We start from the raw sequence: 25,374 nt of genomic DNA, 5'->3' as shown, positions 1-25,374 counted from the left end.
CGTTCTACCTCAGCTTCAGGGTGGCAAGGCCGACCAGTACCAGAATCACGGTGATGATCCAGAAACGGACGATCACACGCGGCTCGGGCCAGCCCTTGAGTTCAAAGTGGTGGTGTATCGGTGCCATGCGGAACACACGGCGACCGGTCAGCTTAAAGGAGGCAACCTGAATGACGACTGACAGGGTCTCCATCACGAACACGCCGCCCATGATGAACAGGACGATTTCCTGCCGGACGATCACCGCGATGGTGCCCAGGGCCGCGCCCAGCGCCAGTGCGCCGACGTCGCCCATGAACACTTGTGCCGGATAGGTGTTGAACCACAGGAACCCCAGGCCCGCACCGATCAGCGCGCCGCAGAACACAATCAACTCACCCGCGCCCGGTACGTAAGGAATCAGCAGGTATTCGGCGAATTTCACGTTACCCGACAGGTAGCAGAAGATCCCCAAGCCGCCGCCGACCATCACGGTAGGCATGATCGCCAGACCGTCGAGGCCGTCGGTCAGGTTGACCGCGTTGCTCGAACCGACAATCACGAAATAGGTCAGGACGATGAAACCCGCACCCAACGGAATGCTGTAGTCCTTGAGCATCGGCAGGATCAGGGTGGTTTCTACCGGCGTTGCCGCAGTCATATAAAGGAAGATCGCCGCGCCCAGGCCGAACACCGACTGCCAGAAATACTTCCAGCGGCTCGGAAGGCCGCGGGAGTTTTTCTCGATGACTTTGCGGTAATCGTCTACCCAGCCGATGGCACCGAACAGCAGGGTCACCAACAACACCACCCAAACGTAACGGTTGGTCAGGTCAGCCCAGAGCAAGGTGCTGACACCGATGGACGAAAGAATCAGCGCGCCGCCCATGGTCGGGGTGCCCGACTTGGACAGGTGCGATTGCGGGCCGTCATTGCGAACGGATTGACCGATCTGACGGTTCTGCAAAGTGCGGATCATCCACGGGCCATAGCACAGCGACAAGACCAGCGCGGTCAGCACACCGAGAATCCCGCGCAGGGTCAGGTACTGAAAGACCGCGAAGCCTTTGTAGAACTGTTGCAGATACTCCGCTAGCAGCAGCAGCATTAATGTTTCTCCAGGCTGGTCCCGCACAAAGCGGCGACGATGTTTTCCATCGCGGCGCTGCGCGAGCCCTTGATCAAAATGGTGGTGTTTGTGTCCTGCTCGGCGTCGAGGGCCTTGATCAGTTCAGCCTGTGTGCTGAAGTGAAAAGCCTGCTCGCCGAAAGCGCTCACGGCGTGGGTCATCATTGGCCCGACCGCGTAAAGCGCGGAAACCTTGCCGCGGGCGTACTCGCCCACATCGCGGTGCCCCTGCTCCGCCCAATCGCCCAACTCGCCGATATCTCCGAGCACCAGAACGGTGCGCCCGGAAAAGCCGGCGAGTATATCAACGGCGGCGCACATGGAGGTGGGGTTCGCGTTGTACGTGTCATCGATCACGCGCATACCGTTAGTCGCCAGTTGCGCGACGGCACGACCCTTGACCGGTTGCACCGCATTGAGCCCCGAAGCGATATGCGACAAGGACACGCCCAGGGCATGAGCGGCGGCGGCGGCGGCGACTGCGTTGGTAACGTTGTGACCGCCGAGCAGGTTCAATTGAATCCGGGCAATACCTTGCGGTGTGTGCAGTTCGAACGCAGGACAGCCGCGTGCATCGGAAACGATGAAGCTGGCATGGAAGTCTGCGGTGGCATCCAGCTGAGAGAAACTCAGCACCCGCCGGGCAGCGGCACGGGCCTTCCAGATCGGGAACGCCTTGTCATCGAGATTCAGAACGGCGATGCCCGAGGCATCCAGCCCTTCAATGATCTCGCCCTTGGCCTCGACGATTTTTTCCGGGCCGCCGAACTCACCGACGTGGGCAGTGCCGGCATTGTTCAGCACGGCGACATGCGGCTTGGTCATGGCAACGGTGTAGGCAATCTCGCCGAGACGCGAAGCCCCCAGCTCGATGACCGCCGCCGTATGTTCCGGCGCCAGTTCGAGCAGGGTCAGCGGAACACCGAGGTCGTTATTCAGGTTGCCACGGGTCGCCAGCACCGGACCGCGCGTGCGCAGGATGCTCGCGAGCATTTCCTTGACCGTGGTCTTGCCGCTGGAACCGGTGATGGCCGCGACAGGATGAGTGAACGCAGCGCGGTTCATCGCCCCCAGTTGGCCGAGCGCCTGGCGGGTGTCCTTGACCAGCAGCTGCGGCAGCGCGCTGTCGGCGACTTCGCGCTCGACCAGGGCACCCACGGCGCCTTTGGCGGCGACGTCATTGAGGTAGTCATGGCCATCGAAACGCGGGCCGGCCAGAGCAATAAACAACTGGCCGGGCTTGATTGCGCGGCTGTCGATGCTGACGCCGTCGAAGCTGGCGTCGCTGGCAATCAGGCGGCCATTCAATGCGCTGGTCAGTTCGCTCAGTTTCAAGGCTTTAAGCATGGGCCACCTCCCACGCGGTCAGGGCGTGATCGGCCTCGACCAGATCGGAGAAAGCGTGGCGCTCGCCGTTGATTTCCTGATAGTCCTCGTGACCTTTACCGGCCAGGACAATCACGTCATCGGCCGATGCGCTGGCGATCAATTGGGCAATCGCCTGGCCGCGGCCGGCGACGAAGGTGACTTTATCCACAGCGGTGAAACCGGCGCGGATGTCATCGAAAATCATCGTAGGGTCTTCGGTGCGCGGATTGTCATCGGTGACCAGTACGCCATCAGCCAGACGCTCGACCACTTCCGCCATCAGCGGACGCTTGCCGCGATCGCGATCACCACCGCAACCAAACAGGCACAGCAACCGGCCTTTGGCGTGAGGACGCAGGGCCATCAAGACTTTTTCCAGCGCATCCGGTGTGTGGGCATAATCGACCACCACCAACGGCTGGGTACCGCCGCCCAGGCGCTGCATGCGACCCGCCGGACCTTCGAGTTTCGGCAGTACTTTGAGGATTTCGTCCAGCGCGTAGTCCAGCCCGAGCAAGGCGCCGATCGCGGCCAAGACGTTGCTCAGGTTGAAACGGCCGAGCAAGGTGCTGCGCAAATGGTGCTCGCCTTGCGGCGTGACCAGCGTGGCGCGCACGCCTTCGTCGTCGAACTGCGCCTGGCGGCAATACAGGTAGGCGCTGGAATCTTCCAGGCTGTAAGTGATCAGGCGCGACTCGCCTTCATCGCCAGCAAGTCGTCGGCCGAAATCGTCGTCCAGGTTGACCACCCGGCACTTCAGATCATTCCAGGCAAACAGCTTGGCCTTGGCTTCACCATAGGCCTGCATGGTGCCGTGGTAATCCAGATGATCGCGCGACAGGTTGGTCATCACCGCCACATCGAATGCCAACGCAGTCACGCGGCCCTGATCCAGGCCGTGGGAAGAGACTTCCATGGCCACGGCTTTGGCGCCGGCCTTTTTCAGGTCGGCGAGGGTCGCTTGCACCGCGATCGGGTTCGGTGTGGTGTGCAGGCCGCTTTCCAGAGCGCCGTAGAAACCGGAGCCCAGGGTGCCGACGATGCCGCAGTGCTGACCGAGCAGGTCGAGCGCCTGGGCGACCAATTGGGTCACACTGGTTTTACCGTTGGTGCCGGTCACGCCGATCAGGTTCAAATGACGGCTCGGGTCGCCATAAAAACGCCCGGCGATGTCCGACAGCTGCGCCGCCAGGCCTTTGACCGGAATCAACGGCACATCGGTAATCGGCAGCACAGTCGCGCCTTCGACTTCATAAGCCACGGCAGCAGCGCCGCGTTGCAAGGCGTCGGCGATGTGCGCACGCCCGTCGAACTTGCCACCAGGAACCGCGAGAAACAGATCGCCTGCTCGTACGTTACGGCTGTCCAGCGCCAATTCGCGGATCAACAGATCGCGGCCGGCGTGGGCGAAAATCTTGTTCAGGCTCAGCGACATCAGCCGCGCCCTCCATTAGCTTTCAGCGGAACGGCCGGTGCGGCGTTCGCTTGTTGAGTGGCAGGCAGGTTGTCCGGGGTGATGTTCATCAGGCGCAGGGTCCCGGACATCACTTTGCTGAACACCGGCGCCGATACCAGACCACCGAAGTAACCGGCCTTGGTCGGTTCATCGATCACCACCACGATTGCGTAACGCGGATCGCTCATCGGGCCGAAGCCGGCGAACAGCGAGCGGTAGGAATTCTCGGCGTAGCCCTTGGTGCCGACCGACGTCTTACGTGCAGTACCCGACTTGCCGCCCACGTGATACGCCGGCACCTGCGCACGGAATACACCGCGCGGGGCTTCGATCACTTGTTGCAGCATGGTTTGCATGGTTTTCGCGACGGCTTCCGGCAACACCTGTGTGGTTTGCGGCGCCTTGTCGGTTTTGATCAGGGTCAGCGGCGCGAGGCGACCATTGTTGGCCAGGGCCGAGAAGGCGTGGACCAACTGGATCGCGGTCACGGAAATACCGTAGCCGTAGGACAGCGTGGCGGTTTCAGCCTTGCGCCATTCGCGGTAGTTCGGCAGGTTGCCAACGCGCTCGCCCGGGAACCCGAGGCCGGTGTCCTGGCCGAGGCCGACTTTCTGCGCCAGGCGGAAAATCGTTTCGCCGCCGATATCGAACGCGACCTTGCTCATGCCGACGTTACTGGAGTTGATCAGAATACCGGTCAGGTCGAGTACCGGGCCTTCGGTCTTGGATACGTCCTTGATGGTGTACTTACCAATCTGCAAGGAGCCTGGATACACCTCGACGGTATCGGTCGGCTTCCAGCGCCCGGTTTCAATCGCGGCGCTCATGGAGATCGCCTTCATGGTCGAACCCGGCTCGAACACGTCGATCATCGCGCGGTTACGCATCATCGCCGGTTGCAGGTTGCGACGGTTGTTCGGGTTGTAGGTCGGCTGGTTGACCATGGCCAGGATCTCGCCGGTCTTCACGTCCATGATCACGAGGCTGCCAGCCTTGGCGCCGTTCTCGATGATCGCGTTGCGCAGCTCGCGGTTGGCCAGGTATTGCAGACGCAGGTCAATGGACAACGCCAAGGGCTTGCCGGCCTTGGCGTTTTTGGTGACCTGGACATCTTTGATCAGCCGGCCGCGCCGGTCCTTGATCACCTGTCGCTTGCCGGGCACGCCGGCCAGCCATTCGTCGTAGGCAAGCTCGACGCCTTCGCGTCCGTGGTCATCGATGTCGGTAAAGCCGACCATGTGGGCGGTGACTTCGCCGGCCGGGTAGAAACGCCGAAACTCTTCGATGCCATAAACACCCGGCACTTTCAGGTCGAGCACAGCCTGGCCTTGCTCGGGGGTCAACCCGCGCACCAGATAAATGAATTCTTTATTAGCCTGGGCTTCGAGACGTTCAGCCAGGGCTTTCGGGTCCTGCCCCAGGGCAGCCGCCAGTGCCGGCCACTTCTCTTTGGCCGTTTGCATTTCCTTGGCGTTGGCCCACAGAGTGGTGACCGGGGTACTCACGGCCAACGGCTCGCCGTTACGGTCGGTGATCAGACCACGGTGAGCCGGAATCGGAATATGACGAACGCTGCGCGCATCGCCCTGACCTTTAAGGAAGGCACGGTCGACCACTTGCAAATCGATGATGCGCCAGGCAATCGCCGCCACCATGATGCCGAGCAACCCGACCACCAGACGGAACCGCCATGGAAAGAGCGCGCCTTCGAGTTTCATCATGGCGCCACCATCTGCACTTCAGCGGCACCGGGAATGCGCATCTTCAGTTGCTCGGTGGCCAGGACTTCGATACGGCTATGGGCGGTCCAGGTGCTCTGCTCGAGAATCAACCGGCCCCACTCCGCCTGCGCCTTGTCGCGCACGCTCAATTCGCCGTACAGAGTATTCAGCAACTGACGATTCCAGTGCGCGCTATAGGACACGCCGATGGCCGACACAAGCACGCCGACAAACAACAGCAGCATGAAAAAGCTTCCGCCGGGAAGTGGCTTGGCGAAAAGCTTGCTCACCGCAACTTCTCCGCAACACGCATGACGGCGCTACGGGAACGTGGGTTGGCTTTGAGTTCGGCCTCGGAGGCGGACTGCGCTTTGCCATGGATTTTGATTTTCGGTTCGAAAGCGACGTGACGGACCGGCAGATTGCGCGGCAGGTTGTCGGCTTCGCCTTTCACCAGTTTGCGCATGAACAGTTTGACGATGCGGTCTTCCAGCGAGTGGAAGCTGATGACGACCAGACGGCCGCCCACTTCCAGGCATTCCAGCGCGGCTTCGAGGCCGGCTTCCAGATCGCCCAGTTCGTTGTTGACGTGAATACGCAGACCCTGGAATGCACGGGTGGCCGGGTTCTTGCCCTTTTCCCACGCCGGGTTGGCGACTTTCAGCACTTCAGCCAGATCGCCAGTGCGCTCGAACGGCTTGATGTCGCGACGCTCGGCCACGGCACGCGCCATGCGACCGGAGAAACGCTCTTCGCCGTATTGCTTGAACACCCGGGCAATTTCTTCCACCGGCGCGGTGTTGACGAACTCGGCGGCGCTGATCCCGCGGGACGGGTCCATGCGCATATCCAGCGGACCGTCGTTGAGGAAACTGAAACCGCGCTCAGGGTCGTCGAGCTGCGGCGAAGACACGCCGAGGTCGAGCAAAACGCCGCTGACCTTGCCGGCCAGGCCACGTTCGGCGACTTCGGAACCGAGTTCGGCAAAGCTGCGCTGCACAACGACAAAGCGGCCGTCTTCGGCCGCTAGCGTTTGCCCGGTGGCAATCGCTTGAGGATCTTTGTCGAATCCGAGCAACCGACCATCCGGCCCGAGCTGGCTGAGGATCAACCGACTGTGTCCGCCACGTCCGAACGTACCGTCCAGATAGCAGCCATCAGGACGTACGGCGAGAGCCTCGACGGCTTCGTCAAGCAGTACGGTGATGTGGTTAAAGCCGCTATCAATAGTCACAGGATCAAATCACGCAGTTCATCAGGCATGGCGCCCGGTTGTTGAATAGCAGCCAGGTCAGCGGCAGAAACCGCATTCCAGGCATCCTCGTCCCACAATTGGAACTTGTTCAGTTGGCCTACCAACATTGCGCGCTTATCCAACTTGGCATATTCGCGAAGACGCGGCGGAACCAGAAAACGACCACTGCCATCGAGCTCGAGGTCGACGGCATTACCAATCAGCAAACGTTGCAGGCGGCGGTTCTCTTCGCGAAGCGAAGGCAGTGCGCGCAGTTTGGTTTCGATAATTTCCCACTCATCGAGGGGATAAACACACAAACACGGATCAACGGCATCGATGGTGACGATTAATTGACCGGAACTACGCGAAACCAGCTCGTCACGGTACCGGCTCGGCATAGCGAGACGGCCCTTTGCATCGAGACTGATAGCGTTAGCTCCGCGAAACACGTCAGCGTTTCTCCAAATATTAGCGTTTTACGCTCAAAAAACCCACTTCATGCCACTTTCCGCCACTTGCGCACACTATAGGAATGCGCCCACCACACCGTCAAGGCGCGGATTAAAGGAAAACCCTTACAGAACGGAGATTTAGGAGCGTAAAAGGAGGGTTAACGAGAATCTGACGGATGAATTCGCTCAATAACTTGAATCAGCACAGAAGGCTGCGTTCAGAAGTTAAAGTAGTTTGTTAAGAGTAAGATTTTTTCGGTATTACAAAAGCGCTTCTGCTATTGATTCAGCAGGGAGGGAAATTGCCATTACACACATCGCTGCCAATGACTCGGCAGAGAGGAAAAAAAGGTGGAGAGTCGATCTGTAAGCCGGGTTCTGTCTTGAACAGTCATTCGTCTACGATGGCCATCACTGGACATCTTTAGCAACCTACCCGGTCCCAGCGCGGGCCACGCCTTGGGACCCTATTTGGTCTTGCTCCAAGTGGGGTTTACCTAGCCACGAACTGTTGCCAGACGTGCGGTGCGCTCTTACCGCACCTTTTCACCCTTACCGGCGCCGAAGCGCTTAGGCGGTTATTTTCTGTGGCACTTTCCGTAGGCTCACGCCTCCCAGGCATTACCTGGCACTTCGCCCTATGGAGCCCGGACTTTCCTCCCCCCCCTAATTTTCATAGAGGGCAGCGACTGTCCGATCGACTCTCCGCCGCGAAGATTAACGGCAGAGCGACCGAAGAACAAGCGCTAAAAGCCTCTGGCCGGCGCTGCACGTCGGTTTACTCGCCCTTCTGTTTATCCAGCGCGACCTGATAGAGCACATTCTTGCGTTCGCCGGTAATTTGCGCCGCCAATGCCGCCGCACGCTTGAGCGGCATCTCTTCGAGCAGCAGGTTGAGAATACGCATGGCTTCACTGCTGACAGCGTCTTCGGTCTCGGGGGCAGTCCAGCCCGCCACCAGCACTACACACTCGCCGCGTTGCTGATTGCTGTCCGACTCGACAAACTCACGCAACTCGGCCAACGGCAAGCCTTTAAGGGTTTCGAAGGTCTTGGTCAGTTCTCGCGCCAGCAACGCCGGACGCTCGGCACCGAATACCAGCTCCATGTCTTGCAGGCATTCGAGGATGCGGTGCGGTGCTTCATAGAAAATCAGCGTGCGCGGCTCTTCTTTTACCAGTTCCAGACGAGCACGTCGGCCGACAGCCTTGGCCGGCAAAAAACCTTCGAAGATGAAACGGTCGGACGGCAGCCCCGCCGCCGACAACGCCGCAATCAAGGCACATGCCCCCGGAACCGGCACCACATTGATTCCCGCGGCACGGGCCTGACGCACCAGGTGATAACCCGGATCGGAAATCAGCGGCGTCCCGGCATCGGAAATCAACGCCACATCGTCACCCGCCAGCAGGCGCGTGATAAAGCGGTTACCCTCCTCCCGCTCGTTGTGTTCATGGCAGGCTGCCAGCGGCGTGGGAATGCCGAAATGCTGCATCAATCGCTGGGAATGGCGAGTATCTTCGGCCGCGATCAAGGCGACCTCGCGCAGGATCTTCAGCGCACGCGCACTGATGTCGTCCAGGTTGCCGATGGGCGTCGCCACCACATAAAGCGAGCCAGCAGCGGAATTCAAAGCACCTGGAGCAGTCAAAGCGCACACCTCATGATCGGTAAAAGGCGACATTGTAGCGCGTAGCGGCGCTTGCGATACGCCTCACCCTCCCCGGGTTTTCCAGCCTTTTGTGCAGCGCTGCAACATTTGCACGAGCTAAATTGATCGATTCACGCCAGTAACATCGCGCCCCGGCCAGTGCTTGGGTACAATTCCACGCTAATTTGATCGAGTATCAGGAACACTTACATGATCGCTTGCCTGCGGCTGTTCACTGCCCTCTGCCTCGCTGCCTTGCTGGCGGCTTGCGCCAGCTCGCCCTCCTCCAGCCTTGGCGAACTTCCACGGACCCCGGATGCCAGTATCGAGCAACTGCTCGAACAGGCCACTCGAAGCAAAGATCCGGAAAAAGCCGCCCTACTGCGCTTGAGCGCGGCAGACCTGGCTTATCGTCAGGGCAATGCCGGCCAGTCCGCGCAAATCCTGCAACAGGTACCGGTGGAACAACTCAAGCCTGGCCAACAAGTCTTCGCCAACACCCTGGCGGCTGAACTGGCCATGACCCGCAATCAGCCCAAAGCGGCGCTGACTGCCCTGAGCCATCCGAGCCTGCAACGTCTGAGCGAACTGCCCGTAGAACAACAGGTTCGCACCGGTACCGTTCATGCCCGCGCCCTTGAGGCCGACGGCCAGACCCTGCCCGCCGCACGGGAGCGCATCTTTATTGCGCCGATGCTTGAAGGTGAAGCCGCCAGCAAAAACCACGAAGCGATCTGGACCCTGATCGCTTCGCTGCCGACCGATCAATTGCAGCCGACCACCGACGATGACCTCGGCGGCTGGATACGTCTGGCGCTGGCGGTGAAAACGGCCGGCACCCTGGAACAGCAGCAAGCCGCGATCGACAACTGGCGCGAACAGAATCCAAAGCACCCGGCTGCCATCCAGCTGCCGTTGCCACTGACCAAACTCAAGGAACTGGCCAGCCAGCCCCTGAGCAAGATCGCCCTGCTGCTGCCGCAAGACGGCCCGCTGGCTTCGGTTGGCAAAGCACTGCGCGAAGGCTTCATGGCCGCGCACTACCAGGCGCAACAAGCCGGGCAGAAGCCACCTGCCATCGAGTTCTATGACAGCTCGCGCCTGACGTCCCTCGACGAGTTCTATCGCAAGGCCCAGGCCGATGGCGTGCAACTGGTGGTCGGCCCGCTGGAAAAACCGCTGGTCAAACAGCTCAGCGCCCGCCCGCAATTGCCGATCACCACCCTGGCCCTGAACTACAGCGAAGGCACACAAGGTCCGGCCCAGCTATTCCAGTTCGGCCTTGCCGCCGAAGACGAAGCCCGCGAAGTGTCTCGCCGGGCGCGCGCCGACGGCCTGCACCGCGCCGCCATCATGGTGCCGAAAGGCGAATGGGGCGACCGCGTCTACAAGGCGTTCAGCCAGGATTGGCAAGCCAACGGTGGCAGCATTGTCGCGACCGAGCGCGTCGACCAGCCGGTGCAACTGGCCCAGCAGATTGCCGACATGTTCCAGCTGCGCCAGAGCGAAGGCCGCGCCAAGAGCCTGCAAAGCACCGTTGGCTCGCAGGTTGCCGCACAACCTTCGCGCCGTCAGGACATCGAGTTCATCTTCCTGGCCGCGACGCCGCAACAGGCTCAACAGATCAAACCGACCCTGAACTTCCAGTACGCGGGTGACGTGCCGGTTTACGCCACCTCCCACGTGTTCAGCGCCAGCGGCGACCAGAACCAGTACAACGACATGAACGGTATTCGCTTCTGCGAAACCCCATGGTTGCTGGATGCCAACGACCCGCTGCGCAAACAAGTCACTGCACAATGGCCACAAGCCGGCGGCAGCCTGGGCCGCCTGTACGCGATGGGCGTTGATGCCTATCGCCTGGCACCGCGCCTGGGGCAACTCAAGGCCTTGCCGGACAGCCGCATCCAAGGCCAATCGGGCAGCCTGGGCATGACCCAGAATCAACGGGTCGAGCGTCAGTTGCCATGGGCAGAGTTCGCCAACGGTCAGGTTCAACGCCTGCCGGACACCTCGCGCTGATGCCTGACAGGTCACGCCAGCAAAGCGGTAAAGATGCCGAGCGTCATGCGCTCGAGCATCTTCAGCAACAAGGTCTGCGCCTGCTGGCGCAGAACTGGTTGTGTAAACGCGGCGAGCTTGATCTGGTCATGCTTGATGGCGATACAGTAGTATTCGTCGAAGTCCGCTACAGAAAAAACACCCAATGGGGTGGCGCGCTCGATAGCATCGATGGGCGCAAACGGCAGAAACTGATTTTCGCCGCGCAGTATTTTCTTCAGCGCGAGTCGCGTTGGGCCAATTCCCCCTGCCGCTTCGACGTGGTTGCCATCGACAGCAACCTTGATCAGTTGAACTGGTTGCAGAATGCCTTCGACAGCTGATCGCTTGCGCCCCGAACCGGACACCTTCACCCAACACTTTTGCTCTTTGCTTTGCGGGCTGCACATTCATGTGCCGAGTAGCCGCGCTAATTAAGGTCACACAGATGGACATGCAATCGCGAATTCGCCAGCTTTTTCAGGCCAGTATCGACACCAAGCAACAGGCGATGGACGTACTTGCACCGCACATCGAGCAAGCCAGCCAGGTCATGGTCAACGCCCTGCTCAACGAGGGCAAAATGCTGTCCTGCGGCAACGGCGGTTCTGCCGGTGACGCACAACACTTCTCGTCCGAGCTGCTCAACCGCTTCGAACGCGAGCGCCCGAGCCTGCCCGCCATCGCGCTGACCACCGACAGCTCGACGATCACCTCGATCGCCAACGATTACAGCTACAACGAAATATTCTCCAAACAGATCCGCGCCCTCGGTCAGCCGGGTGATGTTTTGCTGGCGATTTCCACCAGCGGCAACTCGGCAAACATAATTCAAGCGATCCAGGCCGCACATGATCGCGAAATGATTGTCGTAGCATTGACGGGTCGTGATGGCGGCGGCATGGCGTCACTGCTATTGCCTGAGGACGTCGAGATTCGCGTACCAGCCAACGTCACTGCACGTATTCAGGAAGTCCACCTGCTGGCGATCCATTGCCTTTGCGATTTGATCGACAGCCAACTGTTCGGGAGTGAAGAATGACCCCTAATCGCCTAGGCCTTCTGGCCTTGACCCTGTGCCTTGGCATCAGCGGCTGCACCTCGGTGGTTAACGCCAGCCGTGAAGCGCCGATCGACGATGACCGTGGCACCCGCACCTTCGGCAGCAAGATCGACGACTCCCTGATCGACACCAAGGTCGGCGTGAACATCGCCAAGGCTGATCCAGCCCTGGACAACGACTCGCACATCGTCGTCACCAGCTTCAACGGTGTCGTGCTGCTCGCCGGGCAAACGCCGCGCGCCGATCTCAAGGCCAAGGCCGAACAGGTTGCCGCCTCCGTTCAGCGCGTGAAGAAGGTGCACAACGAACTGCAAGTGCTGCAACCCTCCTCGCTGCTGGCGCGCCAGAATGACACCTGGCTGACCACCAAGATCAAGACCCAGATGCTCACCGACGCCTCCATTCCCGGCTCGCGCATCAAGGTTGTGACCGAGAACGGCATCGTCTACTTGCTCGGCCTGCTGACCAAGCAGGAAGCAGCGCAGGCGACCAATCTGGTACAAGGCGTTTCCGGCGTGCAGAAGATCGTGAAGTTGTTTGAGTACATCGACTGATCCCCTTGCGGGAAGCAATAAAAAAGGCGATCCATTCGGATCGCCTTTTTTATTACTTCACCACCTTCAAACTTGGTCGACCGCTGGGACGCGGCGGCTCACTGTCGGGTGGCGGAACATCATCATCCGGCTCGATCTCTTCCTCGTCTTCCAGAGGCGATTCCATATCGAACACCATGCCCTGACCGTTCTCCCGGGCGTAAATGCCCAGGATCGATGCGATAGGCACGTACAGGGTATGCGGCACGCCACCGAAGCGCCCCTCGAAACTGACTGCCTCGTTGTCCATGTGCAGATGACGCACGGCCGCCGGGGAAACGTTCAGGACAATCTGTCCGTCACTGGCAAAACCCTGAGGCACCTGCACCGATGGATACTCGGAATTAACCAGCATGTGCGGGGTGCAATCGTTGTCCACAATCCACTCGTAGAGCGCGCGGACCAGATAAGGTCGACTGGAGTTCATAGCGGCTCCTTAAGCCTTAGCGCATATCGCGTTCGACACCAGACAGACTCGCCTGGAAAGCCTCACGCGCAAACGAGCGCTCCATATAATCAAGCAGCGGCTTGGCAGGCCGCGGCAGTTCAATACCCAGAATCGGCAATCGCCAGAGTATTGGCAATAGGCAGCAATCCACCAGACTTTGTTCCTCACTGAGGAAAAACGGCTTGTCGGCGAACAACGGCGACACGCCTGTCAGGCTTTCGCGCAGCTCTTTACGAGCCACGACACGGGCTGCTTCCTTGGTCCGCGAATCCAGAATCAGATCCACCAGACCACACCAGTCACGCTGAATGCGATGAATCAGCAGACGGCTGTTGGCACGCGCCACAGGATAAACCGGCAGTAGTGGCGGGTGCGGGTAACGCTCATCCAGATATTCCATCACCACGGTCGACTCCCACAACGCCAGGTCACGATCGACCAGGGTGGGCAGGCTTCCGTAAGGGTTCACCTCAATCAGTTTAGGCGGCTGGCGACCAGCTTCCACGTAAATGATCTCGGCGCTGACACCCTTCTCTGCAAGTACGATGCGCACTCGGTGGGAATAGTGGTCGGCGGGGTCGGAGTAACAGGCCAACCGATTGGTCACGCCCATGGCGGTCCTCCTCGCTTGTTGAAATTATCGGAAACGGAAAAACACGCGCGCCCAGAGGGCGCCTCCCGTAACGCCTGGATCACCAGACTCGTTACACCTTCAGAGACGCCCCTGGGCGCGCGCGATTAACAGCAATGGCTTACAGTTCTATCAATGGACGTCTTTCCAGTATTCACGCTTGAGCAAGTAAGCGAATACAAAGAAGAACGCCAGGTACAGCAACACATAGGTACCGATGCGCTGATGCTGCAGCTTCACCGGGTTGGCCGAGTAGGCCAGGAAGGTCACCAGGTTCTTGACCTTCTCGTCGAACTGCTCTTCGTTCAGCGTGCCGGTTTTCGGCAATACCGTCAGTTGATCGCAGGCTTCATGGGTCAAAGCGGTGCCGGTCAGCGGATCGTATTGCTTCTTGCCGTCTTCGACGATTTGAACTTGTTTACAGCCTACCACCTGACGACCCTGCAGGCCGACCAGAACGTTAGGCATGCCGACGTTCGGGAACACCTTGTTGTTCACGCCCCAAGGACGCGACGGGTCTTCGTAGAATGAACGCAGATAGCCGTAGAGCCAGTCTGTGCCACGAACACGAGCCACCAGCGTCAGGTCGGGCGGCGCCGCACCGAACCAGGTCTTGGCGTCAGCCGGCTGCATGCCGATGTTCATGTGGTCACCGATCTTGGCGCCGGTGAACACCAGCTTCTCAAGCATCAGCTCGTGAGGAATGCCCAGGTCATCGGCAACACGCTCGTAGCGCTGGAACTTGGCGCTGTGGCAGCCCATGCAATAGTTGGCGAACGTACGTGCGCCGTCCTGCATGGCAGCCTTGTCGGAAACGTCGATGTCGACCTTCTCAAGCTCAGGACCACCGTGTTCGGCCGCAAAGGACAGCACAGGCATCGCCGCAAGAATCAGTACAGCAAATAGCTTTTTCATCAGCCAGTCACCCTTTCCGGAACCGGTTTGGTCTTCTCGAGCCTGGTGTAGAACGGCATCAGAATGAAGTAGGCGAAGTACAGGAACGTACAAACCTGCGACAGCAACGTACGCTCTGGAGTTGGGGCCAACACGCCCAGCACGCCCAGAATCACGAACGAAATGCAGAACACCCAGAGCCAGATCTTGCTCAGCCAGCCTTTGTAGCGCATCGACTTGACCGGGCTGCGATCCAGCCAAGGCAGGACAAACAGCACAGCGATGGCCGCGCCCATGGCGATAACGCCCAGGAGCTTGTCCGGAACCGCCCGCAGAATCGCGTAGAACGGTGTGAAGTACCAGACCGGAGCGATGTGCTCAGGGGTCTTGAAGGCGTTCGCCACTTCAAAGTTCGGCTTCTCGAGGAAGTAGCCGCCCATTTCCGGGAAGAAGAATACGATCGAGCAGAAGATGAACAGGAACACCACCACGCCGACGATATCCTTCACGGTGTAGTACGGGTGGAAGGCAATGCCGTCCAGCGGTACACCGTTTTCGTCTTTGTGTTTCTTGATGTCGACGCCATCCGGATTGTTCGAACCGACTTCGTGCAGTGCCAGAATGTGCACCACCACCAGACCGAGGATCACGATCGGCAGGGCAACCACATGCAAGGCGAAGAAGCGGTTCAGGGTAATACCGGAAATCAGGTAGTCACCGCGGATCCACTGGGTCAGGTCGTTACCGATGACCGGGATCGCACCGAACAGCGAGATGATCACCTGGGCACCCCAGTAGGACATCTGGCCCCACGGCAGCAGATAGCCCATGAAGGCTTCAGCCATCAGCGCCAGGTAGATCAGCATGCCGAACACCCACACCAGCTCGCGCGGCTTCTGATACGAACCGTAGAGCAGGCCACGGAACATGTGCAGATAGACCACGATGAAGAACGCCGAAGCGCCGGTGGAGTGCAGCAGACGCAGGATCGAGCCGTACTCGACGTCGCGCATGATGTATTCGACGGAAGCAAACGCTTCTTCCGCCGATGGGGTGTAGCTCATCGTCAGCCAGACACCGGTAACGATCTGGTTGACCAGAACGAGCAGTGCCAGGGAGCCAAAGAAGTAGAAGAAGTTGAAGTTCTTCGGGGCGTAGTACTTGCTGAGATGGTCTTCCCACATTTTGGTCGCGGGGAAGCGCGCATCAACCCAATCCATGAACTTGCTCATCACGCTTTCTCCGTATCGACGCCAATGACAATGATGTCATCGGTCTCATAGGAATGCGGGGGAACTGGCAGGTTCAAAGGCGCAGGTTGCGACTTGTAGACGCGGCCAGCCAAATCGTAGTGAGAACCGTGGCAAGGGCAGAAATAACCCCCTACCCAATCCTTGCCCAGGTCTGCAGGTGCCACTTCTGGACGGAAAGTCGGTGAGCAACCCAGGTGTGTGCAGATACCGATCAGCAGCAGAACTTCTGGCTTGATCGAACGCGTCTCCGGGTCGACATAGGTCGGTTGCGTCGAGTTCTTGGAGGTCGGGTCAGACAGCTGGCCCTCGATCTTTTTCAGATTCCCCAGGATTTCCTCGGTACGGCGGACAATGAACACCGGCTGGCCGCGCCACTCAGCAATCATCTGCTGACCTGGCTCGATTTTGCTGACATTCACTTTCACCGGTGCACCTGCGGCTTTCGCCTTGGCACTGGGAAACCATGACCCCACGAACGGGACCGCAGCCCCCACCGCTCCTGCAGCACCCACCACGGATGTGGCTGCTACCAAGAAGCGACGCCGGCCTGCATTCACGCCGTCATTGCTCATTCAGTCCTCTCCCATCAGCTTTGTGGCCTGTTAAATCAGGCGTCTACTAAGTAAAAATCTGAACTTATAAAAATTTTGCCGAATGGTAATGAAAAGCCCCAATTCTGACAAGGTAATTACCGAGGGGCTCCACTGCCAAGCCTTGCAGTATAGGGCCTCTGCGGATGTGGCAAGTTGTCACAGCGCAATTCCTTGATAAATCACGCCCATAAAAAAACGCCCAGCTTCGCGAGGAAACTGGGCGTTCTTTTTGAACGTGAAAGCGAATTAACGCTTCGAGTACTGCGGACGCTTACGCGCTTTACGCAGACCAACTTTCTTACGTTCAACTTCACGAGCATCGCGAGTAACGAAGCCAGCTTTGCGCAGAGCGCCACGCAGGGTTTCGTCGTACTGCATCAGTGCGCGAGTGATACCGTGGCGGATTGCGCCAGCTTGACCACTTACACCACCGCCGATCACGGTGACGTAGATGTCGAACTTCTCGACAGTCTCAGTCAATTCCAGCGGCTGACGAACTACCATGCGGGCAGTTTCGCGGCCGAAGAAATTATCCAGCGAACGGTTGTTGATGGAGATGTTACCAGTACCCGGACGCAGGAAAACGCGTGCGGTTGCGGTCTTGCGACGGCCAGTGCCGTAATTTTGAGTCGCCGACATAATGAACTATTCCGTTAAAACTTCAGTTCTTGGGGCTGCTGAGCAGTATGAGGGTGTACAGCGCCCGCATAGACTTTCAGCTTACGATACATGTCGCGACCCAGCGGGTTCTTAGGCAGCATGCCTTTGACCGCGGTCTCGATCACGCGCTCAGGGGCTTTAGCGATCAGCTTTTCGAAGTTGATCGACTTGATGCCGCCCGGGAAACCGGAGTGGGAGTAGTAGATTTTGTCGGTGGTTTTAGCACCGGTTACACGAATCTGCTCGGCATTGATAACGACGATGTAATCGCCGGTGTCAACGTGAGGAGTGTACTCAGCTTTATGCTTGCCACGCAGACGGCTCGCGATTTCGGTGGCCAGACGACCCAGGGTCTGACCTGCAGCGTCGACGACAAACCAGTCGCGCTGTACTGTTTCCGGTTTAGCAGTAAAAGTTTTCATTCTTTATAGCCTCAGGGGCCGCCCTGTAAATTAGACGGCGGATCTTACTGAATAGTGCGTACTTTGACAAGTCAAAGGCAGCCGGATACAGACGCTTTCGGGGGCTCGGGTCGGCGCGTCCGTTCAACGGCAAGATTCTTCGGCGGCGGCGCATCACTTCCACTGCAGAAAGAGGTGCGCAATTATGCAGATTGCGAAAAATAATTCAACCTGCTTTTATGATTGTTTTGCCCAAGGAGCACCCGATGGACTATCGCCAGCTAGGCCGTACCGACCTGAACGTGAGTGCAATCTGCCTCGGCACCATGACCTGGGGCGAGCAAAACAGCGAGGCTGAAGCCTTCGCCCAGATCGAACGGGCCAAGAGCGCGGGCATCAATTTCATCGATACCGCCGAAATGTACCCGGTGCCGCCCAAGGCCGAAACCTACGCCACCACCGAGCGCTACATCGGTAATTACTTCAAAAGTCGCGGCGATCGCGCCGACTGGATCCTGGCGAGCAAGATCGCGGGCCCCGGCAACACCATCGACTACATCCGCGACAAAAACCTGCGACACAACCGCCAGCACATCACTGAAGCCGTGGATGCCAGCCTCAAGCGCCTGCAAACCGACTACATCGACCTGTATCAACTGCACTGGCCGGAACGCAGCACCAATTTCTTCGGTCAGTTGGGCTACAAACATAAAATTGAAGCCAACCTGACGCCGCTGGAAGACACCCTCGAAGCACTGGACGAACAGGTCAAGGCCGGCAAGATCCGCCACATCGGCCTGTCCAACGAAACCCCGTGGGGCACCATGCGTTTCCTCGCCCTCGCCGAAGCCCGTGGCTGGCCGCGCGTCGTTTCGATCCAGAACCCCTACAACCTGCTCAATCGCAGTTTCGAAGTGGGCCTTGCGGAAATCGCCATCCGTGAACAGTGCGGTCTGCTCGCCTATTCACCACTGGCGTTCGGCTTCCTGTCGGGCAAGTACGAAGGTGGCGCGCGCCCGCCCAAAGGTCGCCTGAGCCTCTACAGCCGCTTCAGCCGCTATTTCAATCCGCAATCGGAAGCGGCGTGCAGCCGTTATGTGGCATTGGCTCGTGAACACGGCCTGGACCCGGCACAGATGGCACTGGCATTCGTCACACAGCAACCGTTCGTCACCAGCAACATCATTGGCGCCACCACGCTTGAGCAACTGGACAGCAACATTGCCAGCTTCGAGCTGAAACTTTCCGACGAAGTGTTGGCAGGGATCGAGGCGATTCACCAGGATCAGCCCAATCCTGCACCTTGATTGACAGGTGAAAAGCCTTCGCGAGCAAGCCCGCTCCCACATGGGGTCTGTGTCGATCACAAATGAGTGCATCAACGCAGATCAACTGTGGGAGCGGGCTTGCTCGCGAAGGCGATCGCGAACTCACTACGCCATTAAAGCGACCGCGCAATAATCTCCTTCATGATCTCATTGGTCCCGGCATAGATCCGCTGCACCCGCGCATCAGCCCACGCCCGGGCGATCGGGTATTCCCACATGAACCCGTAACCGCCATGTAACTGCACGCACTCATCGAGCACCTTGCATTGCAGGTCAGTGCCCCAGTACTTGGCCATTGCCGCTGTCGGCACGTCGAGCTTGCCTTGCAGGTGCAGTTCCAGGCAGCGATCGACGAAAACCCGGCCGATCTGGATTTCGGTCGCCATTTCAGCGAGTTTGAAGCGGGTGTTCTGGAAGTCGGCGATGGCCTTGCCGAACGCCTTGCGCTCACGGGTGTAATCCAGTGTCCATTGCAACGCCGCTTCAGCTGACGCCAAGCCACCTACCGCGACCGTCAGACGCTCCTGCGGCAATTCCTGCATCAGGTAAGCGAAGCCCATCCCGGCCTGGCCCAGCAGGTTTTCCTTTGGCACCCGAACGTCCTGGAAGAACAGCTCCGAGGTGTCCTGAGCCTTCATGCCGACCTTTTCCAGACGCTTGCCCTTGGCGAAGCCCGGCGTATTGGCCTCCACCAGAAACAGGCTGGTACCCTTCGCCCCTGCCTTTGGATCGGTCTTGGCCACGACGATCACCAGGTCAGCCAGAAAACCATTGGTGATGAAGGTCTTCGAACCGTTGATCACGTATTCGTCGCCATCCAGTACAGCGGTGGTCTTCACCCCTTGCAGGTCGGAACCGGCACCCGGCTCGGTCATCGCAATCGCGGTGACCATCTCACCAGACACCAGTTTGGGCAGGTATTTGTGTTTCAGCGCTTCACTGCCGTAATGCAGGATGTAAGGCGCAACAATATCCGAATGAAGAGAAAAGCCGATGCCGGTCAGCCCCAGGCGGCCGACCTCCTCGATCACCACCGCGCTGTAGAGAAAGTCTGCCCCCAGCCCGCCGTATTCTTCCGGCAGATGCGAACAGAGCATCCCCGCCTCCCCTGCCTTGTTCCAGAGTTGGCGGTCGATATAGCCTTGTTTTTCCCATTGCCCATGAAACGGCACGGCCTCTTTTTCGAGGAACGTTCGCACGCTGTCGCGAAAAAGTTCGTGCTCGGAGCTGAACAAGGTTCTGGGGATCATGCGGCACCTGTCGTTATTGTTAAGCGGAATTGACCTTTAGAGACTAAGCCTCGCTTCCGATACAGGACACTGGACACATCCGACAAAAAATAAGACGATCCAGCCGTCTGGTGACCACTTTCCCCTATAAGAATAAAGTTGAATTATGTCTAACCAAGTCTCCACGCCCTTGCGGCGCGTCAGCATCCTGGCTATCGACCGGGTTTTCGCTTCCACCCTCATGCAAGCCAAGGATTTCTTCCATCTGGCCAGCCTGCGCTATGGCAAACAACTGGGCCACGGCCTGACACCGGCGTTTGAAACCCGCCTGGTCAGCCCCGACGGCAAACCGGTGAACAGCTTCAGCGACGTGATCATGCCGGTGGACGGCGGCCTGGAAAATGCCGACGTCATCATCCTTCCCGCCTTCTGGGACGATTTCGACACCCTCTGCAAACGTTATCCACAGGTCCTGCCGTGGCTGCGTCAGCAGCATGCACGCGGCGCCGTGTTGTGTGGCGAGGCCACCGGCGTGTTCTGGCTGGCCGAGGCCGGGTTGCTCGATGGCAAGGAAGCGACGACCTACTGGCGTTTCTTTAATGCGTTTGCCGAGCGCTTCCCGCAGGTCCAGCTCAATCAGGACAAACACCTGACCGACGCCGACAACCTGTATTGCGCCGGCGGCACCACCTCGGCCTGCGATCTCTACATTTACTTGATCGAGCGTTTTTGCGGCGCAAACGTGGCCCAAGCCGTGGCCCGCGACATTCTTTACGAAGTACAGCGCAGCTATGCGCCGGGGCGGATCGGTTTCGGCGGGCAGAAACTGCATCAGGACGTGATCATCCTGCAGATCCAGCATTGGCTCGAAGAACACTTCGCCGACAAGTTCCGCTTCGAAGACGTGGCCCGCGAACACGGCATGAGCATCCGCAACTTCATGCGCCGCTTCCAGACCGCCACCGGCGACAAACCGCTGCATTACCTGCAACGGCTGCGCATTGAAACGGCCAAGGGCTTGTTGTCCGGCAGTCGCAAAAGCATCAAGACCATCAGCTATGAAGTCGGTTACGACGATGCGAGTTTCTTTGCGCGACTGTTCCGCCAGCACACCGAATTGTCGCCGAACCAGTATCGGCAGCAGTTTCAGCAAGCGGCGTAATACTCAAATACAACACACATCCCATGTGGGAGCGAGCCTGCTCGCGATAGCGGTATCACATTAAACATTGATGTGACTGACACACCGCAATCGCGAGCAGGCTCGCTCCCACAGGGATCTTGGTGTGCCAGAGAGTTTCTACAGCGCACGAAAAAGGGCCTGCAAATGCAGGCCCTTTTTATTTTCCGAAATATCCTACGGCTTATGCGCCCGGGACAGGAACTCGTGTGACTGCATTTCCAGCAGGCGGCTAAGCGTGCGCTGGAACTCGAAGTTCAGGCGACCGCCGGTGTAGAGGTCTTTGAGCTCGACTTCGGCGGAAATGATCAGCTTCACGTTGCGGTCGTAGAACTCGTCGACCATGTTGATAAAGCGTCGGGCGATGTCGTCGGTGGTGACGCTCATCTGCTCGACATTGCTGAGCAACACGGCGTGGAAGATTTTACCCAGTTCGATGTAATCGTTCTGGCTGCGTGGGCCGTCGCAGAGTTCGCGGAAGTCGAACCAGGCCACGTCATCGCAAGTGCGCACGGCACGGATTTCACGGTTCTCGATCACCAGCACGTCGTTCTCGATGGCGGCTGTGCATTCCGGCGTCAAGGCCCGGAAGCTCTTGCGCAGGCTTTCCTGGGCAGCATCATCCAGCGGAAAGTGGAACAGTTCCGCTTGCTCGAGGTGACGCAGACGGTAGTCGACGCCGCTGTCGACGTTGACGATCTCGGTGTTCTGCTTGATCAGCGCAATGGCCGGCAGGAAGCGCGCACGCTGCAGGCCGTCCTTGTACAGGCCGTCGGGCACGATGTTCGACGTCGCGACCAGGGTCACGCCGTTCTTGAACAACTCTTCCATCAACGTGCCAAGAATCATCGCGTCGGTGATGTCGGAAACGAAGAACTCATCGAAACAAATCACTCGCGACTCGTCAGAGAAACGCTTGGCGATGATGGTCAGCGGGTTTTTCTCGCCACCCAGGGTCTTCATCTCTTCATGCACGCGCTTCATGAAGCGGTGGAAGTGAGTGCGAGTCTTTTCCTTGAACGGCAGCGCTTCGAAGAAGGTGTCGACCAGGTAGGTCTTGCCGCGACCCACGCCGCCCCAGAAGTACAGGCCCTTGACCGGCACCTGATCCTTCTTGCCAAACAGTTTGCCGAGCAGGCCCGGTTTGTTTTGCGAGGCCGCGACCAGATCGTCGTACAGGCGCTGCAAATGGCGCACGGCAGTTTCCTGCGCGGCGTCATGGAAGAATTCCGGGCGTTTCAGATCAGCTTGATATCGTTCTAGGGGCGTCATAATTCGTTAGCAAGGCAACAAAAACGGGCCGTCACTGTAGCGACGGCCCGTGGGAATGGCAATCGGCCCTTGGTCGGACCGAGCCGTTGATTATTCCTGAACCGGTGTCAGCGCAATGCGCAACGCGCCGATGGCCGCATCGCGAGCAGCGCTGTCGGCGAAGGCCGGGCTGTCGCCAACGCACTCGCCTTCCAGCCAGACGCTGAAGCTCAGTTCTTCACTGCGCACGTCCAAGGCTTGACCGGATTGCAGTTGCTTGGTCACTTGCCCTGCGGTTTTACCGTCAGCGAAGTTGCGCGACAGCAACAGTTGCTCACCATCGGCCGCCAGCAGACGGAAGCGGAAACTGCCGTCGTCTTCACGGAAGCTGACGAAGCGCGCGGCTTTCGCGGCTTTCTTCTTGGTGGTTGCTGCGACTTGGGGCTGAGCGACGAAAGAACGCAGGCCGACCGCTTCACGCAGTTCGTGGAGGAACGGCGTCGCCACCGAGCGGGCCTTTTTGGCGCCGATCTGCAGCATGTCTTCCAGATCCGCCGGGCGTTCGATCAACTGGTGATAACGCTCGCGGGACTCGCCCAATTCGCTGTCAAGCAGTTGGAACAGACGATTCTTCGCCTCGCCCCAACCCAGGCCCTGGAGCAATTCGCTGCGGAATTCGTCGGATTGTGCCGGCGTAGCGAAAGCCTGGAACAAGGTGAACAGGTGCGAGTTGTCCGGATCCTTGGCTTCACCCGGGGCACGGGAGTCGGTGACGATCCGCGAAATCGCGTCTTTCATCTCTTTGGCGCTGCTGAACAACGGAATGGTGTTGTCGTAGCTCTTCGACATCTTGCGACCGTCGAGGCCCGGCAAGGTGGCGACACTTTCCTCGATCAGCGCTTCAGGCATGGTGAAGAACTCTTTGCCTTGGCCGAACAAGTGATTGAAGCGCTGGCCGATGTCCCGGGCCATTTCCACGTGCTGGATCTGGTCACGGCCGACCGGCACCTTGTGGGCGTTGAACATCAGAATGTCCGCCGCCATCAACACCGGGTAGCTGTACAAGCCCATGGTGATGCCCGCGTCCGGGTCTTCGCCGGTCTCGACGTTCTTGTCCACCGAGGCCTTGTAGGCATGGGCGCGGTTGAGCAGGCCCTTGGCGGCCACGCAGGTCAGCAGCCAGGTCAGCTCGGGGATTTCCGGGATGTCGGACTGGCGATAGAACGTCACGCGGTCCACATCCAGGCCACCGGCCAGCCAGGTCGCGGCGATTTCCAGACGCGAGCGCTGGATGCGCAGCGGGTCATCGCATTTGATCAGGGCGTGGTAGTCAGCCAGGAAGTAGAACGAATCGGCATTGCTGTCACGGCTGGCGACGATCGCCGGACGGATGGCGCCGGCGTAGTTGCCCAGGTGCGGCGTGCCGGTGGTGGTAATGCCGGTGAGGATACGGGTACGAGTCGTCATGGGTAATCGCTTGTCAGACTGCAATCAATTCGAAAGACGCGGCAGGATCAGATCCTTGAGATCGGTCAGCTTGCCATGAAAAAAGTGTCCGCATTCTGCCACTTTCAGCAGCTCATGGGGGCGATCGAGTGCGTCGGACCAGTCGTAAACGAGCTGCGGATCGATGACTTCGTCGGTTTCCGGCTGGATCAGGGTCAATGTGCCTTGTTGCGGCAGTTGATCCTGATCGCCCAAGCGCATGACAGCGGGCGCGACCATGAACAAATGCTTGAGTTGCTCACCCTTGGCTTCCAGGCGTCCGCCGAGACTTGCGGCAACAAATCCGCCGAAGGAGAAACCGAACAGGGTCAGGGGCAAGTCAGGATGTTTGGCCCGCAGCCACTCAGCCGCCGCCTGGGCATCGTCGACTTCGCCAGTGCCCATGTCGTGCGAACCTTCACTGGTGCCGACGCCACGGTAGTTGAACCGCAAGGTAATAAAACCGGCGTCGCGCGCGGTGCGCTGCAAGGTCGAGACGACTTTGTTGAGCATGGTGCCGCCCTGCACCGGATTCGGGTGGCAGATCAGCGCCAGGCCGCGGGGTTGCTCGTTATCCGGCCCCTCGCTATTTAAGTACAGGGCTTCCAGTTGGCCGACCGGGCCATCAATCACTACAGGGGTTTCGCGCATAAGCAAGGAAGGAACTCCGTGACCTCGAATCGGGTCAACTCGTCTAGCCAATTGTCTGTGCCAATTCTATTGCGAGTGAATCGCGGTATACAGCGCAGGTTCGAGCCGTTAACGTAAAGCAAAGCCGTTTATAGAGGAAGGACTCGTGGAACACTCGCTCTTAGTTTGGTTGTTGCCGACTCTTGCCCTGGTTGTGGGTGTCGCCATTGGATTCCTGATCGCTCGCCTGGTGCCGAATGCCGCGCCTAGCAGCACGCAACGTCAGCTGGATGACATTCAGGAACGTTTTGACAGTTATCAGAACGAAGTGGTCACCCACTTCAACAGCACTGCAAACCTGGTCAAGAAACTGACTGCGAGCTATCAGGAAGTGCAGGATCATCTCGCCGAGGGCGCCAACCGTCTGGCCCTGGACGAGCAGACTCGCCAACGCTTGCTGGCTGCCTTGCACGCCGACGCGGCGCAGGCTCCACGGGAACGCCTGACGCCACCGCGCGATCAGGAACCGCCTCGCGACTACGCCCCCAAAGCCCCGAATGCGCCGGGCATGCTTGATGAGCATTACGGCCTGAAGAAGTAATCAGGTTTCGCGCGACACAAAAAAGCCCTCGGACAAGCGATTGTTCGAGGGCTTTTTTTGTTTCTGATTTGATGGCCTGTACTGGCCCCATCGCGAGCAGGC

The 25,374-nt window shown here is 59.1% G+C and carries 26 protein-coding genes and 1 other RNA gene; 7 read left to right on the top strand and 20 right to left on the bottom strand.

The window, feature by feature from the left end; genetic code table 11:
- Positions 1-4: 4 nt before the first annotated feature.
- The 9 genes from mraY to rsmI all read right to left on the bottom strand — a co-directional run bounded on the left by mraY (position 5) and on the right by rsmI (position 9,025).
- Complete coding sequence (gene mraY / locus PMI30_RS28850) at positions 5-1,087, bottom strand: phospho-N-acetylmuramoyl-pentapeptide-transferase (RefSeq protein ID WP_008005012.1); 1,083 nt, start codon at positions 1,085-1,087, stop codon at positions 5-7.
- The gene (locus tag PMI30_RS28855; protein WP_008005010.1) at positions 1,087-2,454 is read right to left on the bottom strand and encodes a UDP-N-acetylmuramoyl-tripeptide--D-alanyl-D-alanine ligase; all 1,368 of its coding nucleotides are present in this window, start codon (positions 2,452-2,454) and stop codon (positions 1,087-1,089) included. The genes mraY and PMI30_RS28855 overlap by 1 nt, the downstream gene beginning before the upstream one ends.
- Positions 2,447-3,910: a UDP-N-acetylmuramoyl-L-alanyl-D-glutamate--2,6-diaminopimelate ligase gene (locus PMI30_RS28860; RefSeq protein WP_008005007.1), complete on the bottom strand. Its 1,464-nt coding sequence runs from the start codon at positions 3,908-3,910 to the stop codon at positions 2,447-2,449. The genes PMI30_RS28855 and PMI30_RS28860 overlap by 8 nt, the downstream gene beginning before the upstream one ends.
- A complete protein-coding gene (locus tag PMI30_RS28865; protein WP_177318823.1) occupies positions 3,910-5,649 on the bottom strand; it encodes a peptidoglycan D,D-transpeptidase FtsI family protein in 1,740 nt (579 codons plus the stop codon). Before PMI30_RS28865 ends, PMI30_RS28860 begins: the two co-directional genes overlap by 1 nt.
- Positions 5,649-5,942: a cell division protein FtsL gene (ftsL, locus tag PMI30_RS28870; protein ID WP_032834661.1), complete on the bottom strand. Its 294-nt coding sequence runs from the start codon at positions 5,940-5,942 to the stop codon at positions 5,649-5,651. The genes PMI30_RS28865 and ftsL overlap by 1 nt, the downstream gene beginning before the upstream one ends.
- Positions 5,939-6,886: a 16S rRNA (cytosine(1402)-N(4))-methyltransferase RsmH gene (gene rsmH, locus PMI30_RS28875; protein ID WP_008005004.1), complete on the bottom strand. Its 948-nt coding sequence runs from the start codon at positions 6,884-6,886 to the stop codon at positions 5,939-5,941. The genes ftsL and rsmH overlap by 4 nt, the downstream gene beginning before the upstream one ends.
- A complete protein-coding gene (gene mraZ, locus PMI30_RS28880) occupies positions 6,883-7,338 on the bottom strand; it encodes a division/cell wall cluster transcriptional repressor MraZ (RefSeq protein ID WP_003205355.1) in 456 nt (151 codons plus the stop codon). Before mraZ ends, rsmH begins: the two co-directional genes overlap by 4 nt.
- 354 nt (positions 7,339-7,692) lie before the next feature.
- Positions 7,693-8,046: RNase P RNA component class A (gene rnpB, locus PMI30_RS30070), an RNA gene on the bottom strand.
- Between the two features lie 73 nt (positions 8,047-8,119).
- A complete protein-coding gene (rsmI, locus tag PMI30_RS28885) occupies positions 8,120-9,025 on the bottom strand; it encodes a 16S rRNA (cytidine(1402)-2'-O)-methyltransferase (RefSeq protein WP_162130595.1) in 906 nt (301 codons plus the stop codon).
- 177 nt (positions 9,026-9,202) lie between these two features.
- On the opposite strand from rsmI, the gene PMI30_RS28890 reads away from it, so the two are divergent.
- The 4 genes from PMI30_RS28890 (at position 9,203) to PMI30_RS28900 (ending at position 12,649) form a co-directional block, all read left to right on the top strand.
- Positions 9,203-11,014, top strand: coding sequence for a penicillin-binding protein activator (locus PMI30_RS28890; RefSeq protein ID WP_008005001.1), 1,812 nt, complete (start codon positions 9,203-9,205; stop codon positions 11,012-11,014).
- Entirely contained in the window at positions 11,014-11,376 is a 363-nt protein-coding gene (locus tag PMI30_RS30170; RefSeq protein WP_007904371.1) for a YraN family protein, read from the top strand. The genes PMI30_RS28890 and PMI30_RS30170 overlap by 1 nt, the downstream gene beginning before the upstream one ends.
- A 104-nt stretch (positions 11,377-11,480) precedes the next feature.
- Entirely contained in the window at positions 11,481-12,074 is a 594-nt protein-coding gene (locus PMI30_RS28895) for a phosphoheptose isomerase (protein WP_007904374.1), read from the top strand.
- Positions 12,071-12,649: a BON domain-containing protein gene (locus PMI30_RS28900; protein WP_007904376.1), complete on the top strand. Its 579-nt coding sequence runs from the start codon at positions 12,071-12,073 to the stop codon at positions 12,647-12,649. Before PMI30_RS28895 ends, PMI30_RS28900 begins: the two co-directional genes overlap by 4 nt.
- A gap of 52 nt (positions 12,650-12,701) precedes the next feature.
- Here PMI30_RS28900 and PMI30_RS28905 read toward each other — a convergent pair whose 3' ends face one another.
- From PMI30_RS28905 to rplM, 7 genes are all read right to left on the bottom strand, one after another.
- On the bottom strand, positions 12,702-13,115 hold the full coding sequence (locus PMI30_RS28905; RefSeq protein ID WP_008004998.1) for a ClpXP protease specificity-enhancing factor: 414 nt from the start codon (positions 13,113-13,115) through the stop codon (positions 12,702-12,704).
- A 16-nt stretch (positions 13,116-13,131) separates the two neighbouring features.
- Positions 13,132-13,749: a glutathione S-transferase N-terminal domain-containing protein gene (locus tag PMI30_RS28910; RefSeq protein WP_007905304.1), complete on the bottom strand. Its 618-nt coding sequence runs from the start codon at positions 13,747-13,749 to the stop codon at positions 13,132-13,134.
- 150 nt (positions 13,750-13,899) lie between these two features.
- A complete protein-coding gene (locus PMI30_RS28915; RefSeq protein ID WP_008004996.1) occupies positions 13,900-14,682 on the bottom strand; it encodes a cytochrome c1 in 783 nt (260 codons plus the stop codon).
- Positions 14,682-15,893 carry a cytochrome b gene (locus PMI30_RS28920; RefSeq protein WP_008004994.1) on the bottom strand — a complete coding sequence of 404 codons (1,212 nt, stop codon included), beginning with the start codon at positions 15,891-15,893 and terminating at the stop codon, positions 14,682-14,684. The genes PMI30_RS28915 and PMI30_RS28920 overlap by 1 nt, the downstream gene beginning before the upstream one ends.
- The gene (petA, locus tag PMI30_RS28925; protein WP_007905300.1) at positions 15,893-16,486 is read right to left on the bottom strand and encodes a ubiquinol-cytochrome c reductase iron-sulfur subunit; all 594 of its coding nucleotides are present in this window, start codon (positions 16,484-16,486) and stop codon (positions 15,893-15,895) included. Before petA ends, PMI30_RS28920 begins: the two co-directional genes overlap by 1 nt.
- A 267-nt stretch (positions 16,487-16,753) precedes the next feature.
- A complete protein-coding gene (gene rpsI, locus PMI30_RS28930; RefSeq protein WP_002555064.1) occupies positions 16,754-17,146 on the bottom strand; it encodes a 30S ribosomal protein S9 in 393 nt (130 codons plus the stop codon).
- 14 nt (positions 17,147-17,160) lie between these two features.
- Positions 17,161-17,589, bottom strand: a complete 429-nt coding sequence (gene rplM / locus PMI30_RS28935) for a 50S ribosomal protein L13 (protein WP_007905295.1) — start codon at positions 17,587-17,589, stop codon at positions 17,161-17,163.
- A gap of 245 nt (positions 17,590-17,834) precedes the next feature.
- Between rplM and PMI30_RS28940 the strand changes: the two genes are divergently transcribed.
- Positions 17,835-18,875 carry an NADP(H)-dependent aldo-keto reductase gene (locus PMI30_RS28940; protein WP_008004991.1) on the top strand — a complete coding sequence of 347 codons (1,041 nt, stop codon included), beginning with the start codon at positions 17,835-17,837 and terminating at the stop codon, positions 18,873-18,875.
- 134 nt (positions 18,876-19,009) lie between these two features.
- Here PMI30_RS28940 and PMI30_RS28945 read toward each other — a convergent pair whose 3' ends face one another.
- Positions 19,010-20,146, bottom strand: coding sequence for an acyl-CoA dehydrogenase family protein (locus PMI30_RS28945; protein ID WP_008004989.1), 1,137 nt, complete (start codon positions 20,144-20,146; stop codon positions 19,010-19,012).
- A gap of 244 nt (positions 20,147-20,390) precedes the next feature.
- Between PMI30_RS28945 and PMI30_RS28950 the strand changes: the two genes are divergently transcribed.
- Positions 20,391-21,287 (top strand): GlxA family transcriptional regulator, encoded by an 897-nt coding sequence (locus PMI30_RS28950; protein WP_173667540.1) that lies wholly within the window; start codon positions 20,391-20,393, stop codon positions 21,285-21,287.
- A 195-nt stretch (positions 21,288-21,482) separates the two neighbouring features.
- Here PMI30_RS28950 and zapE read toward each other — a convergent pair whose 3' ends face one another.
- The 3 genes from zapE to PMI30_RS28965 form a co-directional block, all read right to left on the bottom strand.
- Complete coding sequence (zapE, locus tag PMI30_RS28955; protein ID WP_008004987.1) at positions 21,483-22,577, bottom strand: cell division protein ZapE; 1,095 nt, start codon at positions 22,575-22,577, stop codon at positions 21,483-21,485.
- 90 nt (positions 22,578-22,667) lie between these two features.
- Entirely contained in the window at positions 22,668-24,023 is a 1,356-nt protein-coding gene (locus PMI30_RS28960; protein ID WP_008004985.1) for a tryptophan--tRNA ligase, read from the bottom strand.
- Between the two features lie 24 nt (positions 24,024-24,047).
- Positions 24,048-24,692, bottom strand: a complete 645-nt coding sequence (locus tag PMI30_RS28965) for an alpha/beta hydrolase (RefSeq protein WP_032834655.1) — start codon at positions 24,690-24,692, stop codon at positions 24,048-24,050.
- A 145-nt stretch (positions 24,693-24,837) separates the two neighbouring features.
- Between PMI30_RS28965 and PMI30_RS28970 the strand changes: the two genes are divergently transcribed.
- Positions 24,838-25,272 carry a YhcB family protein gene (locus tag PMI30_RS28970; RefSeq protein ID WP_007905278.1) on the top strand — a complete coding sequence of 145 codons (435 nt, stop codon included), beginning with the start codon at positions 24,838-24,840 and terminating at the stop codon, positions 25,270-25,272.
- The last annotated feature ends 102 nt before the right edge of the window (positions 25,273-25,374 follow it).

The sequence above is a fragment of the Pseudomonas sp. GM50 genome, from assembly GCF_000282375.1.
Taxonomy (GTDB): Bacteria; Pseudomonadota; Gammaproteobacteria; order Pseudomonadales; family Pseudomonadaceae; genus Aquipseudomonas.
Note: the sequence above shows the minus strand (reverse complement) of the source record. Positions and strands in the feature narration are given on the sequence as shown.

Coding starts and splice junctions, on each gene's coding strand:
- mraY (WP_008005012.1), bottom strand. CDS start 1,087: ATGCTGCTGCTGCTAGCGGAGTATCTGCAACAGTTCTACAAAGGCTTC.
- PMI30_RS28855 (WP_008005010.1), bottom strand. CDS start 2,454: ATGCTTAAAGCCTTGAAACTGAGCGAACTGACCAGCGCATTGAATGGC.
- PMI30_RS28860 (WP_008005007.1), bottom strand. CDS start 3,910: ATGTCGCTGAGCCTGAACAAGATTTTCGCCCACGCCGGCCGCGATCTG.
- PMI30_RS28865 (WP_177318823.1), bottom strand. CDS start 5,649: ATGAAACTCGAAGGCGCGCTCTTTCCATGGCGGTTCCGTCTGGTGGTC.
- rsmI (WP_162130595.1), bottom strand. CDS start 9,025: ATGTCGCCTTTTACCGATCATGAGGTGTGCGCTTTGACTGCTCCAGGT.
- PMI30_RS28890 (WP_008005001.1), top strand. CDS start 9,203: ATGATCGCTTGCCTGCGGCTGTTCACTGCCCTCTGCCTCGCTGCCTTG.
- PMI30_RS30170 (WP_007904371.1), top strand. CDS start 11,014: ATGCCTGACAGGTCACGCCAGCAAAGCGGTAAAGATGCCGAGCGTCAT.
- PMI30_RS28895 (WP_007904374.1), top strand. CDS start 11,481: ATGGACATGCAATCGCGAATTCGCCAGCTTTTTCAGGCCAGTATCGAC.
- PMI30_RS28900 (WP_007904376.1), top strand. CDS start 12,071: ATGACCCCTAATCGCCTAGGCCTTCTGGCCTTGACCCTGTGCCTTGGC.
- PMI30_RS28905 (WP_008004998.1), bottom strand. CDS start 13,115: ATGAACTCCAGTCGACCTTATCTGGTCCGCGCGCTCTACGAGTGGATT.
- PMI30_RS28910 (WP_007905304.1), bottom strand. CDS start 13,749: ATGGGCGTGACCAATCGGTTGGCCTGTTACTCCGACCCCGCCGACCAC.
- PMI30_RS28915 (WP_008004996.1), bottom strand. CDS start 14,682: ATGAAAAAGCTATTTGCTGTACTGATTCTTGCGGCGATGCCTGTGCTG.
- PMI30_RS28920 (WP_008004994.1), bottom strand. CDS start 15,893: ATGAGCAAGTTCATGGATTGGGTTGATGCGCGCTTCCCCGCGACCAAA.
- petA (WP_007905300.1), bottom strand. CDS start 16,486: ATGAGCAATGACGGCGTGAATGCAGGCCGGCGTCGCTTCTTGGTAGCA.
- rpsI (WP_002555064.1), bottom strand. CDS start 17,146: ATGTCGGCGACTCAAAATTACGGCACTGGCCGTCGCAAGACCGCAACC.
- rplM (WP_007905295.1), bottom strand. CDS start 17,589: ATGAAAACTTTTACTGCTAAACCGGAAACAGTACAGCGCGACTGGTTT.
- PMI30_RS28940 (WP_008004991.1), top strand. CDS start 17,835: ATGGACTATCGCCAGCTAGGCCGTACCGACCTGAACGTGAGTGCAATC.
- PMI30_RS28945 (WP_008004989.1), bottom strand. CDS start 20,146: ATGATCCCCAGAACCTTGTTCAGCTCCGAGCACGAACTTTTTCGCGAC.
- zapE (WP_008004987.1), bottom strand. CDS start 22,577: ATGACGCCCCTAGAACGATATCAAGCTGATCTGAAACGCCCGGAATTC.
- PMI30_RS28960 (WP_008004985.1), bottom strand. CDS start 24,023: ATGACGACTCGTACCCGTATCCTCACCGGCATTACCACCACCGGCACG.
- PMI30_RS28965 (WP_032834655.1), bottom strand. CDS start 24,692: ATGCGCGAAACCCCTGTAGTGATTGATGGCCCGGTCGGCCAACTGGAA.